This window comes from Micromonospora sp. CNZ303 (assembly GCF_004345505.1).
On the sequence record NZ_SLVT01000010.1, the window covers coordinates 97,011 to 113,130 of the forward strand.

Here is a 16,120-nt window from a genome sequence, read left to right on the forward strand (position 1 = left end):
CGACCTACCGGACCGTCTGGACGCGGAGCCGGTCGACCAGGGTGGGCACCTGCTCCACGGCCGTGTCGCCGAACGGCACCAGGCTGAGCCAGGCGTCCGCCGCCGCCAGTACGAAGTAGGGCTGCCCGTCGGGCAGGACGTCCCGGAAGAGCTCGCCCGCCCGCGTCTGCAGGCCGCGCCAGGAGGGCAGCTGTCCGGCACGCTGCTTGGTGAGCGGTGCCATCTCCAGCAGGCCGAGCCCGGGGATCTCCTTGAGGACGGTGGCGGGTTCGGCGAACTCGGCCCCGGTCTTCGAGGCCGGGCGCAGGGCCAGCCCGTCGTCGTGCTCCTCGACGCGCAGGGTCCGCAACGCCCCGAGCAGATCGGTGGTCGACGCGCCGTACATCTCGGTGAAGAAGCAGTGTCGTCGTCCCCGCCAGACCGCCACGAGCCGCTCCTCGGCCAACTGGATCTGCGGGTCGTAGGACCGGATGCGCGCGGTCGCCAGGGTGCCGCCCTGGTAGGTGAGTTCCTCGTCGAACGTCTCGACGCCGAGCGTCCGGGCCACGTCGTCCGCGAGCCCGACCGCGCCGGCCGTGAACTCGTGCAGTCGGCCGCCGATCGTCACGTCGGCCACCGAGGTGAACGGTGCGCTGAGATCGAGTGAGCCGTCGAGCATGAACCGACCCTGGTCGATCGCCCGATGCGTCACCGGCGCCCCACTGGCTGCCATGCGCCCGCCCTTCGTCCGGGTCCGGAACTTACCAACGGCACGGTATACGGATCTGTAAATATATGACAAGGTCGATTGTGGTCACTGGACGGTGACAGTCCCGGCCCGACGCGCCGACGCTGCGGACGCGCGCCGCCCGGCCCGAGCGGCACGGGCCGGGGAGGACGCCGACCGGCCGGTAGGGTCGTCCGCGTGGATCTGGACGACACCGCCGCCCGGCTCGGCGTACGCGTCGAGGACATCGACCGCCTGCACCGGCTCGCCGGCGACCGACCGTCGGCTCCGCTGCCCGCCAGGGCCGACGCGCCCGCGCTCCTCGACCGGCTCGCGGTGCGGCCGGACGACGCCGCCGAGATCATGGCGGGCTGGCCCGATCCCGACTCTCCGCTGTGGACTCCGGAGCTGCGCTGGCTGCTCGACCGGTCGATCGCCCTGGTCCGCGCCGATCTCGGGGGCCACGGCTGGCTGCCGCCCGGTCCCGTGCTGCCGCGCGAGCGGGGCCCCGCCTGGCGGCATCTCTACGTGTACGCGTACCTGGCCCTGGTCGACGTCGCCAGGGGGTACCACCGCGAGCACGGCATCGCCGACGCCGTCTCGTGGACGACCCTCGCCGACCTGGGCCGCAACCTCGCGATCGACCGGCGGATGCGCCGCGAGGGCTGGCCGGTCATGCAGAGCTGGCTGACGCTGCACGCCCGCGGCGGCCTCTACGAGCTGGGCCGGCTGCAACACCAGCGCGGCGACACCACCATCGCCCTGCACATCCCCGAGGCGGGGCCGCTGACCCCGGAGTCGGTCACGGCGTCGCTCGACGAGGCCCGGGCGTTCTTCCCGCGCCACTTCCCCGACGAGCGCCACACGGCGTTCTCCTGCGGCTCGTGGCTGCTGGATCCGCAACTGCTGGAGTACCTGCCCGAGGACTCCCACATCGCCCGGTTTCAGCGGAGGTTCGCGCTGGAGCCCCACGAGGACCCGGATCCGGAGGGGCTGGACGCCGACGTCGAGGTGCTGCGGTTCGTGTTCCGCACCCTGACCACGCCACTCGACGAACTGCCGCGCCGCACCGTGCTCCAGCGCGCGGTCGTCGACCATCTCAAGGCCGGCCGCCACTGGCGGTGGCGCCGCGGCCGCTTCCCGTTCTAGCCGCGACTGTCGGCCGCTCGGCCACCCGCACAGCAGCGGGGCCGCCGGACACCGGCGGCCCCGCTGCTGCGGCGCCTGTCAGACGATCTCCACCCCGTAGACGCTCAGCGCCTCGGTGACCGGCTGGAAGTAGGTGGTACCGCCGGAGGAGCAGTTGCCGCTGCCACCCGAGGTCAGGCCCAGGGCGGTACTTCCGCTGAAGAGCGCGCCACCGCTGTCGCCCGGCTCCGCGCAGACGGTGGTCCGGATCAGCCCGCTGACGCTGCCCTCGGCGTAGTTCACCGTGGCGTTGGTCGCCTCGACCGCGCCGCCGTGCAGGCCGGTGGTGCTGCCGGAGCGCTGCACCGACTGCCCCACGAAGGCGTCGCCCGCGCCGGTGATGTCGCGGGTGGTGCCGTCGTAGAGGTAGACGCTGCCGTCGGCGGCGGCCGGGTTGGTGTGCTGCACGATGCCGTAGTCGTTACCGGGGAAGCTGCCGGTGCCGCCGGTGCCGAGCAGGTTGCCCTGCCCGGAGTCGGCGTACCAGTTGGCGGTGATGTCGGTGCAGTGCCCGGCGGTGAGGAAGTAGTGGGTGTCGCCGCTGCGGACGTTGAAGCCGAGCGAGCAGCGGCCGCCGCCCTCGGCGTAGATGGCCTCGCCACCGGCGGCCCGGGTGCTGAGCGTGCCGGCCTCCCGCTGGATGCGGACGGTACCGCCGAGCCGCTCCGCGACGGCCTCGACGCGGTCCAGCTTCGCGCCGGTCACCGTGCTGTCGACGGAGACCACGACCTGGTTGGTCGCCGGGTCGGTCCACCAGGCGGTGCCGGGCACCCGCGCGGCGCTGTCCAGCGCGGCGGTGGCCCGGGCGAGGTCCTTCGCACCTCGGGCGACGAGCTTCGGGGTCGCGCCGGCCGCGCGGACCTTGCGGGCAGCGGCGTCGTCGGTCACGGTGACGACCATGGCGCCGTCGGCCCCGGCGTACGCCCCGCCGGAGCGGTCGCCGAGTGCGGCGGCGAGCGCGGTGGCCTGGCCGGGGGAAGCGGGCGTCGCGGGTGCTGCCTGAGCGGGACTGCTGGTCAAGGTGCCGACGACCAGCGCGCCGGCCACCGACAGTGCGGTGACGCGGCGCAGCGAAGACCCGGAGTGTCGCATGTGGTACCTCCATGGAGCTGAGCACGGGCTGCCTGTCAGGTAGCCCCGGGCACCCGATCGGTTGGCGAGGCTCACCCGACCGGAGGCGTTCGATCTATTCATAGATCTCACATTGATTGCAAGAGTGACGGTTGGCCTGACTCGGCCGCTTCTCATACCTTGGGTCCGGAGAGCCCGACGAGTGGCGCCTGCGGCGTTTAGTCGCTATTCGCGGCGACTTGGCAGGTCAGCAAGCCCGGCCCGCGACCCACCTGCCGTGTCCCGCCACCCACCGCGACCGGATGGCGGGACACCGCCGCAACATCGAAAAAGCCCGGTGGCGGCCGACGGCCCGGCCGGCACCGCACGTGTCGACGCCCCCGCACCATCGACGGCCAGGCCACCGGATCCGGCGTCCTGGGCCGGGCGGGCCCGACCCCGCGCCCACCCCTCAGTTCCACCCGATCGCCACATCGTGTCGATCTGCACCTATCCCTAAACATCGATGGAGTGCTATTAATCGTTCACCAACCGGTGGACCTTGGAGGGGTACATGACCAGAACCCGAACGCTGAGCCTGCTCGCAGGCGTCCTCTCCGCGACACTCGCGGTGCTTGGGCTGGCCAGCCCGGCGCAGGCCGCCGGCCACCACTACGTGGCGCTCGGCGACTCGTACGCCTCAGGTGTCGGCGCCGGCAGCTACACCACGGAGAGCGGCGCCTGCAAGCGGAGCACCAAGGCGTTCTCCGCCCTCTGGGCGGCGGCCAACGCGCCGGCCTCCTACAAGTCGGTGGCCTGCGGGGGCGCCAAGACGACCGACGTGATCAACTCGCAGGTCGCCGCACTCAGCGCACAGACCACCCTGGTCAGCATCACCATCGGTGGCAACGACGCCGGGTTCGGCACCATCATGAGCACCTGCGCCCTCCAGGGCTCCAGCGCCTGCATCGCCGCGGTGGACGCGGCCCAGGTGCAGGCCCGGGCGAACCTCCCCGGCCTGCTCGACCGGGCCTACGCCGCGATCCGCAGCAAGGCCCCGAACGCGAAGGTCGTGGTGCTGAGCTACCCGGTCTTCTACCAGCTCGGCACGGTCTGCCTCGGCATCGGCGAGGCGGCCCGCGCGAAGGTCAACGAGGGCATCAACCTGGCCGACAGCCTGATCGCCGCCGCCGCGGCCCGCGCCGGGTTCACCTTCGCCGACGTACGCGGCATCTTCGTCGGCCACCAGATCTGCAGCGGCAACAAGTGGATCCACTCCGTCGACATCCTGAACCTGTCGAACTCGTACCACCCGATGGCGACCGGGCAGTCCCTCGGTTACCTCCCGGTGTTCACCCAGGCGGTCGGCCAGTCCGCCACCGCCAAGAAGGCCGGCGCCAAGGCGTAGCCGTGAGGTCTCCGGTTCGGGCCTGTTCCCGCCGAAGCGCCCCTTACCGGAGACCTCGCCCCATCCCGGCGTCAGGATGCCCCCGCCCAGGCCGTGGACGCGCGCCCCACGTGGAACGACACGGCGGGCCGTGGCGTCTCCCCCGCGCGCCGGGAAGCCGCCGTCAGGGCTTCGCCAACAGCTCGAACAGGCTCGAGAATCCCTGAGCGCCGAAGCCGTCAGCGATCCGGCGGTCCATCAGACCCTTGACCTCCCGCATCCGCACGGCCTCCACGCCGATGGATTTCCGGTGGCTGATCAGGTCGTCCATCAGCGCGGCCTGGACGTCGAGCGGGCCGAGATCCGGTGGGTGGTCGCCGGCCCTGGCCGCCTTGCCGATCGAGGTCAACAGCGGTGCCAGCGCGGCCACGTTGTTGGCGACACGCTCCGCGAACTCCGCCAGGTCGACTCCTTCCGCCTGCACCAGCCTGAGCGTGTGCAGGAACCCGATGAGGATCTCGTAGCCCATCGCGACCTGCGCCAAGAACTCCACGGCGGCCGAGCCGGCCTCCTCCCCGTGGTAGACGACCGAGCCCAACTCCCGCAGCGTCGGCCCGTGCGCCTCGAAGGCGGTGCGGGAACCGCTGAACGGGAACATGACGTGCGGCGTACCGACGTATGGCGGATCTCCCATGATCTTGCCGTCGAGGTACTCGGCGCCGCGCGCTCCCGCCCAGCGGTCGTTGGCCCGTGCCTGCTGAGGAGAGCCGCTCGTCAGGTTCACCAGAACCTTGCCCGCGACTGCGGCGTCCACGGCACCGAGCACCTCGTCGACCGCTGCGCCGTCGAGCAGACACACCACGACGAGCGGGCTCGCGGCCGCCGCCTCCGCGGCGGTCGGGGCGGCCGTGGCGCCGGCGTCGACCAGCGGCAGGGCCCTGCTCGCGGTCCGGTTCCAGACCGTCGTGCGGTATCCGCGGTCGAGGAACGTCCTGGCGATCGCCGATCCCATGGCACCGAGGCCGAGCACGGTGACCTGGCTGGCCCGGCTGGTCGGATCGCCTGTGGTCGTTGTCAGCATGATTTCCTCTCGTTCTTCGCCCAGATGGTCCTGGTGCGTCAGGTGGCGGAGTGCGAGCCCTCGGTCGCCGCGGGGGACGCGGCCACGCACGATGTCGTCCCGCACGCCGTACTGCTCCCGTCGGCGGGCTGCTAGCCGGGCTGGCGCTCCGCGCGGACGGCGGCGACGGCGGCTGCCGTGCGGGTGAGGCGTGCCCCCTGGAAGCGGGCCGTGTCGAGGACGGCCCGGGCGTACCCGGGATCCCGGCCGGCGCGGCTCTCCACGAGGCTGACGCCGTACGGGTTTCCGCCGGCGGCGTGCGCGGTGTCGTAGTTCAGGTAGCCCGTGGGCAGGATGACCGACCCCCAGTGGTGGAAGGTCTGGTAGAGGCTGAGCAGGGTCGCCTCCTGCCCACCGTGCTCCTCGTAGGTGGCGGTGAAGCCGGTCGCCGGCTTGTCGGCCAGTTCCTCCGCCTGCCAGGGGGCGCTCGTGGTGTCGAGGAACTGGCGCAGCTGGGAGCAGACGTTCCCGAACCGGGTCGGCGTGCCGAAGGCGTACCCGTCGGCCCACCGGAGGTCGTCCAGGGTGGCGAGCGGGACATCGGCGGTGGCGTCGAGGTGGGCCCGCCACTGCGGTCTGGCATCGACGACCTGCTCCGGTGCCAACTCGGCCACCCGACGCAGGCGGACCTCCGCGCCGGCGTCGGCGGCGCCGTCGACGAACGCCTGCGCGATCCGGTGCACGGTGCCGGTGGCGGAGTAGTAGATGACGGCGATCCTGGCATCAGTCTGCACGGTTGCCTCCTGGTTCGGCTCGGTTCCCGGTCAACCGTGCCGAGGAGGCTTACCGTCTGCTGACCGTCTCCTGACCGATGCCGCTGAGCGCCGCGTCGTCGGGGTCGAGCTGCGCGCCGCGGCTCATCTCGGCGGCGAGTTCCTCGCTGCCGAGCGCCTCCCGGAGGCGGCCGGTCACGCGCTGGACGTCGTGCCGTTCGCCGGGGGGCAGCGGCGCTCCGGCGGCCGCGCGCAGCGCGCGGGCCGCGCCGAGCAGCCGCGCGGCACGGCGCTGGTCACCGCCGAGGCTGGTGGCCCCGGCCAGCCCTTCGAGGGCCAGGGCGACCGCCCGGTGGTCTCCGGCGGCGCGCGCCGCGTCGAGCGACTCACGGTGGCGGCGCTCGGCGAGGACGGCGTCGCCGCGGTGCTCCGCAACGAACCCCAGCTCGGCCAGCGCGAGCGCGCAGCCTGGCAGGTAGCCGGCGTGCCGGTTCCAGTCGAGCAGGTCGTGCTGCTGGGCCTCGGCGGCGTCGAGGTCGCCCCGCCGTCGCGCGATCATCGCCAGGCCCGTGCCGGCGAAGGCGGCGGCGGAGCGGCTCGACTGTTCCCGCGCGACCTGTAGCGCGCGGTCATGATTGACGGCGGCCTCGTCGAGGTCGCCGCGCAACAGGGCGAGCCGACCGATGCAGGCCAGCTGCCGCGACACCGACGTCCACAGCCGCAGGTGTTCGGCGGTACGCAGCGCCTCCCGGTAGTGCGCGGCGGCGCGGTCGTAGTCGCCGTGGATCTCGGCCAGGGTCCCCAGCAGGCTCGTCGGGTGCACCTGTCCCCAGCGGTCGCCCAACTGCCCGAACAGCGACCGGCTGGTCTCGCAGTCACGCTGCGCGGCGGTCAGGTCGCTGCGGTGTACGAGCGCGAGGTCCGCCCGGGTAGCGCAGGCGGCGGCGATGCCCCACTGGTCGCCGTCGGCGCGGAACGCCGTCAGCGCCGCGTCGACCAGGTCGGCGGCCTCCCCCGGGTCTCCGGAGCCGAGCATCATGGAGGCGAACAGCCACTGCGCGAACGCCTTCTCCGGCCCGTCGGCGTCCCGGTAGCTCTCCAGGATCCGCTGCCGGGGAGCGGTCGGGTCGCCGTCGCGGGTGGCGAGGGCGGTCAGCCACATGTCCGCACGTCGCCGCAGGGCGTCCGGCGCGACGTCGTCCGCGCTGCCTCCGACGATGTCCAGCGCCGTCCGCAGGGACCGGCTCATGTCCCCGAACCGGCCCCGCAGCAGCCGGTACCAGCACAAGGAGGTGGCGAGCGCCAAGCCCACGCGGGCCTGACCGTCGGCGGCGGCGACGTCGAGTGCCGTTCGGAGGTTCGCGTTCTCGGCGTCGAGTTCGCGCAGCGCGCGACTCTGCTCGCGACCACGTAGCCGCCCGGCGGCCTGCTCGGCGAGGCGGGCGAAACACGCGGCGTGGCGGCGACGGGTGGCGGGCAGTTCGCCGGCGCTGTCGAGCTGTTCGAGACCGTACGCGGCCACCGTCTCCGGCAGCCGGTAGCGGCGCGGGCTCTCGCCGTGCCGCACCACGATCAGCGAGCGGTCGATCAGGCGTGCCAGCACGTCGAGGACCTCGTCCGACGCCACCTGCCCGCCCGGGCACACCTGCTCGGCGGCAGCCAGGGTGGCGCCGTCGGCGAAGACCGCCAGCCGGCGCAGCACCGCGCGTTCGGGAGGCGACAGCAACTCCCAGCTCCAGTCGATCATGGCGCGCAGCCCCTGTTGGCGCGCGGGCGCGGTGCGCCGGCCGGAGGACAGCAGCCGGAAGCGGTCGTCGAGCCGCGCCGCCAGCTCGCCCGGGTCGAGCACGGGCAGCCGGGACGCGGCCAGCTCCAGCGCCAGCGGTACGCCGTCGAGGCGCCGGCAGATGGTGGCGATGGTGTCCATGTTCCGCGCGTCGACGGTGAACCCCGGCTCGGTGGCACGGGCGCGGGCTGCGAAGAGCCGGACCGCCGGGGCGTCGGCGATCTGCTCCACGGTGGCGCCCGCCTCCGGCAGGGCCAGCGGCGGCACCGGCAGGACGACCTCGCCGGGGATCCCGAGCGGTTCGCGGCTCGTCGCCAGGATGCGCAGGTCGGCCGCGGCGCCGAGCAGGCTCTCGGTGAGTTCGGCGATCGGCGCCACCACGTGTTCGCAGTTGTCGAGCAGCAGCAGCATCCGCCGGTCCCGCAGCGCGGCGACCAGCCGGTCCATCGGCTCACGTGGTCGCTCACCGGGCAGGCCGGGCGGGCTGTCGTCCCGGATCTCCAGAGTCGCCGCCACCGTCTCGACCAGCTCGGTGCAGGTCGCCTGGCCGCCGCAGCGCGGCTGGCTCGCCAGCTCGACGAGCCACACCCCGGCGGTGAACGTGTCGGCCAGCACCCGGGCGGCCTCGAGCGCCAACCGGCTCTTCCCCACCCCGCCCATCCCGGTCAGGGTCACCAGCCGCCCGTTCGTGAGCCGCTCCCGTACCGCCTCGACGGCCGTCTCGCGCCCGATCAGTCCGCCGTACGGACCGGGTGACACAGGTGCCGGCAGGTTGGTCCGCGCCGGAGTCGACGGCGGTTCCGGCGGCCGCAGGGCGGGGTCCTGCCGCAGGATCGCCCGATGCAGCTCGGCCAACTCCTGGCCGGGATCGATGCCGAGTTCGTCGCGCGCCTGCCGACGGAACTGCTCGTACGCGGACAGGGCTTCACGCTGCCGTCCCGAGCCGTACAGGGCGCGCAGGTGCGCGGCCCGTAGCCGCTCACGCCACGGGTGGCGTGCGACCAGGTCGGCCAGCTCACCGGCGAGCAGATGGTGCTCACCGAGATCGAGCCGGGCCTCGGCCAGGTCCTCCAGCGCGGCCAGGCGCTGTTCGTCGAGCCGCTCGGCCGCCTGGCGCACGAACCGCTCGTCCCGGAAGTCGGCGTACGGGGAACCGCGCCACAGCGACAGGGCTTCCGTCAGCGTCGCCGCCCGCTCCGCCGGCTCCCGCTGCGCGCGCGAACGCGCCACCAGCGCGGCGAAGCGACCGGCGTCGACCGACTCCGGCGACGCCCGCAGCCGGTAACCGGCATCGCCGGACTCGACCAGGGCACGGCCACCCGTCTCACCCGTCCCCAGCGCCCGGCGCAACTGGGACACCTTGGTCTGGAGTGCCCCGAGCGCCTTGCCCGGCGCCTCGTCACCCCAGAGGTCCTCGATCAGCCGGTCGGCGGAGACCGGGCGTCCCTCGTGCACCAGCAGGTCGGCCAGGAGGGCACGAACCTTCAGGCCGGGCACGGTGAGGGGTCTGCCGTCCGACGCCCAGACCGCGATCTCGCCCAGCACCCCGAACATCACGGCTTTCACACTAGCCAGTCGACTGTCCCGCCCCGCGAACCTCCGTCGGCCGTCGGCCCGCGCACCGGGGCGCGGCGCGTACGCGTACGTCAGCCGGCCGTCAGCCGGTGGTGAGCGGCCCCGGGCAGGCTGATCCGAGCCGACACCGGAGGAATGAGATGGATCGTCTGCAAGAGCCCCGGGCCGCTCACGGTCACCGGCCGTCCGTACCAGGGCGGGTGGCCACACCCTGGCTCGCCCTGCTGGCCGGCCCGCTGTCGTACGGAATCGCCGCGCCGGCCCTGATCCTCAACGACGTGGCGCGCGCGACGGGTGCCGATGAACAGGCCGCAGCCGCCGGTGTGACGGCCTTCGGCTGGGGGATCGCGTTGGGGACGCCGCTGTTGGCGGTGCTGCTGTCCCGGCGCGGCGTACGGGCGGTCCTGACCGTCTCGGCCGCGCTGCTGGGCGCGGGGACGCTCCTGCTCGTGCTGGTGCCGAGCGTGCCGGCGTTGGTGGCCGGTGCGGCGGTGCAGGCACTGGGGTCCGCCGGCCTCTCCGTGACGGCGATGAAGCTGGCCGACTCGGCCCGGCAGATGGGGGTGGTCACCGCGTCGCTGGCGGTCGTCGGGGCCACCGGTCCGCTGACCGGCGCGTTGGTCGCCGACATCTCCTCGTGGCAGGCGGCGCTGGCGTTGCCGCTGCTGGCGTTGCTCGCCGTGCCCGCGGCTCGCCGCGGCACCACCTCGCCCGAAGCGGCGCCGGCGTCGTTCGATCCCCTCGGCATGGTTCTGTTGTCCATGCTGGTCACCGCGGCCGTCCTCGTTCCGCACCGACCGCTGGTGACCGGCCCGGCCACCGTCGCGCTGCTGCTCGCGCTGGTGACCTGGATCAGGTTCCGTCCGGACGGCTTCCTGCCCGCCGCGGTGGCACGCAACGGCCGGTTCCTCGCGGCGTGCGCGTCGGCCTTCGCGCTGGGGGTGGTGAACTTCGCCCTGCTCTACGCCGCGCCGGACCTGCTGCGGGAGCACGCGGGATGGGACGGCGCCCGCAGCGGGATCGTGCTGCTGGCGCCCTACCTGGTCGGCGGCTTCTGCTCGGGGTTCCTCGTCGCGGCGTCCGTGCGGGTGCCCCACCGCGTCGCGGCCGCCGCCTTGCTCGGCACCGGCGCCGCCACGCCGCTGCTGGCGGCGGTCACCTCCGCCGTACCGCTGCTGCTCGCGGCGATGACGCTCGGCTCGCTGGCCGCCGCGACCGGCCAGGGCGTGCTCGCCCTGCGGGCGACCGGCGTCGTGCCCGCCTCTCACAAGGCCGAAGCCCTGGGCCTGTTCAACCTCGCCTACCTGCTCAGTGTCGCGTTCGGACCGGTGATCGCCGTGACGTTCTCGCATCCGACCGGCTGAGATCAGGCGGCGTCGGGCGCGGTGCCGGCAGGCGTCGAGCCCGACGCCTGGGCCGACCGGCACGAATTCCCCCAGGAGCGGCGAACGCTTCCTGTCCGGCAGTGCCGGGCCGCCACACCGAGGTGACGGCACCCGAGTCGCTGATGGCGCCGGCCGGGGCCGGCGCCATCAGCGGAGCGCAGCTCGACAACGGTGGAAGGTGGGAGGCCCTGCTACCAGTTGCAGTTGGCGGCCGGGATCCAGCCGTCCTGCCCCGGCGCCTCGGCCCCGTGGCCGTAGTACCAGGTCTGGATATCACTGCCGCCGTACATCGAGTGAACGCGGAAGCCCCGCCCCGGGCTCAGGGTGCGCAGGACGTTGCCCCAGGGCTGGTCGCGCAGCCAGGTGGCCTGGTTGGTCACGCAGATGTCACCGGGGCTGTCGCTGGCGGCGGCCGGCGCGGCCGCCACCGCCGATCCGGCCGCGACGACGGCCATGACCGTCAGCACGCGTACAACGTTGCGCTTCATACGTTTCCTCTCGATCAGGTGCCTTGCGAGCCAGCCGATTATGCCCAACACCCCCGACATGGCAAGTCGGTCAGCCTGAGCAGCTTCAGGACACGTGACGGCCAGGCAATGATCGACAGGCGTAAGGCTCCAGGTTGGACGGCAGGTACGCGCCTGGACGAGGCGAGCGCGGATCCGGCGCGCGTCGTACGCCGTCACGGGCCTCCGGTCCCCACCACCGTCCGTGCCGGTGCGCTGCCGGTCACGGTCACTCGCCCAGGATCTCGTGTCGGTACCGCTCCACCGTTGCCGCGACCCGCTCGGGGTCGCGCGGGTCGGCCCGGATGACCACCCGCGCCACGCCCAACTCGCGCAGGGCGTCAGCCTCGGCCCGGGTGGCCGGCGCCCGCGAGGTCACCGCCACCTCGGTCGGATCCCGGCCGAGCGCCGCGCACTCGGCTCGGAGCAGGGTCAACAGCTCCGCCAGGCCGGCGGCGTCGACGCCGAGCGGATAGAAGTCGGTGCCGTAGCGGGCGGCCCTGCGGACGGCCGCCCGGCTGTGCCCGCCGATCATGATCGGCACTCCACCCGGCCGGGTGGGGCGTGGCGCGCTGTGCACCGCGTCGAAGTGCACGGTCGCGCCGTGGTGGGTGGCGGGTGCGTCGGACCAGAGCGTACGCAGCGCGTCGAGGTACTCGTCGGCGCGCCGGCCCCGGTCGGAGAAGGGCACCCCGACGGCGTCGTACTCCTCGCGCAGCCAGCCGACTCCGACTCCGGCGATCAGCCGGCCGCCGCTGAGCACGTCGAGGGTGGCCAGGCGTTTGGCCAGGGCGACGGGATGGTGCAGCGGAAGGATCAACATCGCGGTGCCGAGCACCAGCCGACTGGTGTGCGCCGCCGCGAAGGTCAACCAGTGCAGGGGGTCGGGGATGTCGTCGCCGGGCAGCAGGCTCATCCGGCCGCTCGCGTCGTAGGGATAGCTGGAGTGGTAGGCGTCGGGCATCAGCAGGTGCTCGACCGCCCACACCGACTCGCAGCCCAGGCTCTCCAGCTGTCGGACGAAGGCGGCGGTGACTCCGGGATCGGCGGCGCCCGGCCCGCCGAGCATCGGCAGTACGCCGAGTTTCCACCCCATGCACACTCCTTGCCACGCGCTCGCTTGGCCGACTGCGGCACGCCTCACCGGCTCCCCCGCCCGCTGCCGCCGGGCGGGGGCCCGGACCGGCGCAGGTCAGCTCGCCGGGCGCAGTTCCCGAGGACGCTGCACACCCATCGCGGCGCGGTACGCGTCGTCCAGGGCACGCCCGCCGCCCTCCTCGCAGGTCAACACCTCGCCCCGGACGAGGACGTAGCCCCGGGAGACCATCCGACGCAGCACGCCCAGCGCCGGCTCGGCGAGCAGCACCGCCACCCCCTCGGCGGCCAGCGCGGTCACCGTCCGACCGAGTTCCTGCACGATCAGCGGGGCCAGCCCGGTGGTCATCTCGTCCAGCAGCAGCACCCGGGGCGAGCCCATCAGCGCCCGCGCCACCACCAGCATCTGCTGCTCACCGCCCGACAGCACGCCGACCAGGCTGCGCCGGCGGGTCCGCAGGATCGGAAACCGGTCCAGCGCACCCTGCACCGCGCTCCGGGGCAGGTGCAGCAGTTCCGCCATCACCTGGAGATTGTCGACGACGTCGAGATGCGGAAACAGCTGCCGCCCCTGCGGAACGATCGCGATCCCGGCCCGCGCCCGGGCCGCCGGCCGTAGCCGGCTGACATCGTCGCCGTCCAGGAACACCCGCCCGGTGGCCGGCACCGAGCCGTAGGCGGCGAGCAGCAGGCTGCTCTTACCCGCGCCGTTCGGCCCGACCAGCGCGGTGACCGAGCCGCCCGGCACGGTCACCGCGGCGTCGACGAGGGCGCTGGCGTGCCCGTACCGGACAGTCAGCCCTTCCACCCTCAACTCATGAGCGGACATCCTCCACCCTCCCCTGGCGCGGCACGCTGTCGTCGGTCGGTGCGGTGGCGTCGGCTCCGGCGGACGCGTCGTCGGCCACCGCAGGGGTCGCTGCCTCGGCGTCCTCGTCCTCGTCGGCGTCGGTCGAGCCGAAGTAGACCTGCTGCATCTGCGGGCTCGCCAGGCACTCCGCGGGATCGCCGTCGAAGGCGACCCTGCCCCGGTCGAGCAGCAGCACCCGGTCGACCAGCCGGGCGACCAGATCCACGTTGTGGTCGACCAGGATCACCGCGTGGCCCCGCCGCTGGACCGTCCGGATCACGTCGGCGATACCGGCCACGCCCTGCGCGTCGGAGCCGGCGAAGGGCTCGTCGAGCAGCAGCACCACCGGGTTCTGGCCCAGCGCCCGACCGACCTCGACGAGTCGTTGCTCGCCGAGGGTCAGGTCGCCCGCCTCGCGGTCGAGACCCTCGATGCCCAGCTCGTGCGCCAACTGGCGGACGCCTTCGCGGTCGGCCGCCCGCTGCGGCCGCACCACGCCGGTGAACGCACCCGCGATCATCCGCCACGGCGTGTTGTGCCGTTGCGCGTGCCGGCCGAGCAGCAGGTTGTCCCGGACGCTGAGGTGCAGCGCGAGCTGCGGGTACTGGAAGGTGCGGCCGAGCCCGGCGCGGGCCCGGCGGGAGGCCGGCCCGGTGAGCCGCTGCCCACGCAGCAGCAGCTCACCGGCGGTGGCCGCCTGCGCACCGGAGATCAGGTCCACCAGCGTCGTCTTGCCGGCGCCGTTCGGGCCGACCAGCCCGAGGATCTCCCCCGCCCGCAGCTCGAACGAGACGTCCGCCAACGCGGTCACCCCGCCGTACCGCTTGGTCAGGCCGCGACCGACCAGAAGCTTCGTGTCATCCACCGGTACGCCTCCTTCGTGGCAGCGCCATCGCGCGCCGTCTCAACTTGTCGGCGTATCCGATCACGCCCTTCGGCGCGACCAGCATGATCACCAGGACCCCCAACGCGAGCAGCAGCGTGCCGCTGGCCTGGATCGCCGGGAAGTTCAGGGTCAGCTCGACGGCGAGCACCGCACCCGCGACCGCGCCCCAGGGCGTGCCCGAGCCACCGATCAACGGCATGAAGATGGCCAGGAAGACGATGTTGAGCGTGAAGGTGTCCGGTGTGATGCTGCCGGCCGAGTAGGCGAAGAGGCCACCGCCGACCGCGGCGATGGCCGCGCCGAGCGCCAACGCGACCAGGTTCATCATCGGTACGCGGACGCCGGCCGCCTCCACCGCGCGGGGGGCGTCCCGCATGGTCCGTACGATCACGCCCCACGGCGACAGCCGCAACCGGTCCAGCAGGAAGGCGACCACACACACCACGATCACCGAGCCGACCACCACCTGGTAGTGGCTCGGCATCCACCCGAACAGGCGCAGCGGACGCAGGTTGCCCAGGCCGCCGGAGCCGCCGGTGAGCCGCTCGCCGTCGATGAGGAACGCGGTGAAGGCCATCCCGAAGAGCAGGGTCACCGCGGCCAGGAAGAACCCGGACAGCCGCCGGGTGGCCAGGCCCAGCAGGACCGCGATGATCGCCGCGACGATCGGGCCGGCGATCCAGGCGAGCAGCAGCGGCAGGTCGGTGCGGGTCGAGATCAGCCCGACCGCGTACCCGCCGATGCCCGCGTAGGCGCTGTAGGCCATCGACAGCGAGCCCGCCATCAGGTACGGCACGTACATCCCGAGGGCGATCAGCGCGTAGGTGACGCTGGCGGTGACCAGCGTCTGCCGGTAACCGTCGGAGCCGACCCAGGTCAGGATCAGCACGGCGGCGGCAACCCCGAGGCCCAGCCCACCGATGCCGGGCACCTGCCGGATGTCCCACCTCGGGCGCGCGGCTGCGGCGTGGGGAGCGCTCACGTCGGTCATGCCCGCACCGTCCTGACGAAGAGGCCCTGCGGACGGAAGGCGAAGAACAGCAGCGCGATCAGGAGCATCCCGTAGACGTGCGACTGACCACCGAAGTAGTAGGGCAGGAACACCTCGACCAGGCCGAGCAGCATGCCTCCGAAGAGCGGCGCCCAGACCGAGCCGGTGCCGCCGATCACCACCGCGAGGAAACCGGACAGTGACCAGTGCAGGCCGGAGAGCGAGTGCACCCCGGCCTTCGGCGCGAAGAGCAGACCCGCCACCGCGGCGAGGAAGCCGGCGGCCAGGAAGGCGACCAGTCTGATCCGGCTGACCGGCAGACCGAGCAGCGAGGCCGCCTGTTTGCTGTCACCCACCGCGCGCAGCAGCCGGCCGGTCCGGGTGGCTCTGATCCAGACGGCGGTCACCCCGAAGGTGAGCACGGTCACCCCGATCAGCAGTAGCGAGCCGGGTTGGACGACGATGTCGCCGATCGGCAGGGGATCGAAGGTGGCCAGGTTCTGGCCCGGCAGCGTCGGGTGACCGAAGAGGTACCCCGCGATCTGTTGGATGGTGAAGAGGACAGCGGCCACGGCCACCAGGGCGGGCAGCTCGCCGCCGCCGCTGCGCCGCTGCACCGGCCGGACCACGCCCAGCTCGGTGCCGGCGGCCAGCAGCAACGTGACCGCCACCGCGATCCCGGCCGCGGGCCAGACGCCGAGGTCGTACTCGATGACCAACCAGCTCGTGCAGAGCCCGCCCATCATCGCGTAGGGGCCGATGGCGAAGTTGAAGAAACCTGCGCCGACCTGGACCAGGTAGTAGGCCAGGGCCAGCATGCCGAAGAAGCAGCCCATCTCCATCGCGGAGAGCCAGAGCTGGAGGTCTGTCATGCGGAAACTC

General features: G+C 73.1%; 14 protein-coding genes. 3 read left to right on the top strand and 11 right to left on the bottom strand.

Annotated elements, in window-relative coordinates; all coding sequences use genetic code 11:
• Positions 1-4: 4 nt before the first annotated feature.
• Positions 5-712 carry a hypothetical protein gene (locus EV374_RS17495; RefSeq protein WP_132236653.1) on the bottom strand — a complete coding sequence of 236 codons (708 nt, stop codon included), beginning with the start codon at positions 710-712 and terminating at the stop codon, positions 5-7.
• A gap of 192 nt (positions 713-904) precedes the next feature.
• Here EV374_RS17495 and EV374_RS17500 point away from each other — a divergent pair, with 192 nt between their 5' ends.
• Positions 905-1,855 (top strand): acyltransferase domain-containing protein, encoded by a 951-nt coding sequence (locus EV374_RS17500; RefSeq protein ID WP_132236655.1) that lies wholly within the window; start codon positions 905-907, stop codon positions 1,853-1,855.
• Positions 1,856-1,933: 78 nt separating this feature from the next.
• Here the strand turns inward: EV374_RS17500 and EV374_RS17505 are convergent, their stop codons facing one another.
• Positions 1,934-2,986: an alpha-lytic protease prodomain-containing protein gene (locus EV374_RS17505; protein ID WP_132236657.1), complete on the bottom strand. Its 1,053-nt coding sequence runs from the start codon at positions 2,984-2,986 to the stop codon at positions 1,934-1,936.
• Between the two features lie 532 nt (positions 2,987-3,518).
• Between EV374_RS17505 and EV374_RS17510 the strand changes: the two genes are divergently transcribed.
• Positions 3,519-4,352 carry an SGNH/GDSL hydrolase family protein gene (locus tag EV374_RS17510; protein ID WP_132236659.1) on the top strand — a complete coding sequence of 278 codons (834 nt, stop codon included), beginning with the start codon at positions 3,519-3,521 and terminating at the stop codon, positions 4,350-4,352.
• A 163-nt stretch (positions 4,353-4,515) separates the two neighbouring features.
• Here the strand turns inward: EV374_RS17510 and EV374_RS17515 are convergent, their stop codons facing one another.
• From EV374_RS17515 to EV374_RS17525, 3 genes are read right to left on the bottom strand one after another with little or no spacing between them, the layout of a single operon-like run.
• Positions 4,516-5,517, bottom strand: a complete 1,002-nt coding sequence (locus EV374_RS17515) for an imine reductase family protein (protein ID WP_207914293.1) — start codon at positions 5,515-5,517, stop codon at positions 4,516-4,518.
• Between the two features lie 26 nt (positions 5,518-5,543).
• On the bottom strand, positions 5,544-6,185 hold the full coding sequence (gene wrbA / locus EV374_RS17520) for an NAD(P)H:quinone oxidoreductase (protein WP_132236661.1): 642 nt from the start codon (positions 6,183-6,185) through the stop codon (positions 5,544-5,546).
• 49 nt (positions 6,186-6,234) lie between these two features.
• Complete coding sequence (locus EV374_RS17525; protein WP_486485826.1) at positions 6,235-9,504, bottom strand: AfsR/SARP family transcriptional regulator; 3,270 nt, start codon at positions 9,502-9,504, stop codon at positions 6,235-6,237.
• Between the two features lie 221 nt (positions 9,505-9,725).
• On the opposite strand from EV374_RS17525, the gene EV374_RS17530 reads away from it, so the two are divergent.
• Positions 9,726-10,889, top strand: coding sequence for an MFS transporter (locus tag EV374_RS17530; protein ID WP_486485811.1), 1,164 nt, complete (start codon positions 9,726-9,728; stop codon positions 10,887-10,889).
• Between the two features lie 212 nt (positions 10,890-11,101).
• Here the strand turns inward: EV374_RS17530 and EV374_RS17535 are convergent, their stop codons facing one another.
• The 6 genes from EV374_RS17535 to EV374_RS17560 all read right to left on the bottom strand — a co-directional run bounded on the left by EV374_RS17535 (position 11,102) and on the right by EV374_RS17560 (position 16,110).
• A complete protein-coding gene (locus EV374_RS17535; RefSeq protein WP_132236665.1) occupies positions 11,102-11,398 on the bottom strand; it encodes a hypothetical protein in 297 nt (98 codons plus the stop codon).
• Positions 11,399-11,645: 247 nt separating this feature from the next.
• The gene (locus EV374_RS17540; RefSeq protein ID WP_132236667.1) at positions 11,646-12,512 is read right to left on the bottom strand and encodes an LLM class F420-dependent oxidoreductase; all 867 of its coding nucleotides are present in this window, start codon (positions 12,510-12,512) and stop codon (positions 11,646-11,648) included.
• A 96-nt stretch (positions 12,513-12,608) separates the two neighbouring features.
• On the bottom strand, positions 12,609-13,340 hold the full coding sequence (locus EV374_RS17545; protein ID WP_132236669.1) for an ATP-binding cassette domain-containing protein: 732 nt from the start codon (positions 13,338-13,340) through the stop codon (positions 12,609-12,611).
• Positions 13,327-14,226, bottom strand: a complete 900-nt coding sequence (locus EV374_RS17550) for an ATP-binding cassette domain-containing protein (protein WP_132236671.1) — start codon at positions 14,224-14,226, stop codon at positions 13,327-13,329. The genes EV374_RS17545 and EV374_RS17550 overlap by 14 nt, the downstream gene beginning before the upstream one ends.
• Positions 14,219-15,238: a branched-chain amino acid ABC transporter permease gene (locus tag EV374_RS17555; RefSeq protein ID WP_132236673.1), complete on the bottom strand. Its 1,020-nt coding sequence runs from the start codon at positions 15,236-15,238 to the stop codon at positions 14,219-14,221. The genes EV374_RS17550 and EV374_RS17555 overlap by 8 nt, the downstream gene beginning before the upstream one ends.
• Positions 15,235-16,110 carry a branched-chain amino acid ABC transporter permease gene (locus EV374_RS17560; RefSeq protein WP_132236675.1) on the bottom strand — a complete coding sequence of 292 codons (876 nt, stop codon included), beginning with the start codon at positions 16,108-16,110 and terminating at the stop codon, positions 15,235-15,237. Before EV374_RS17560 ends, EV374_RS17555 begins: the two co-directional genes overlap by 4 nt.
• Positions 16,111-16,120: the final 10 nt, after the last annotated feature.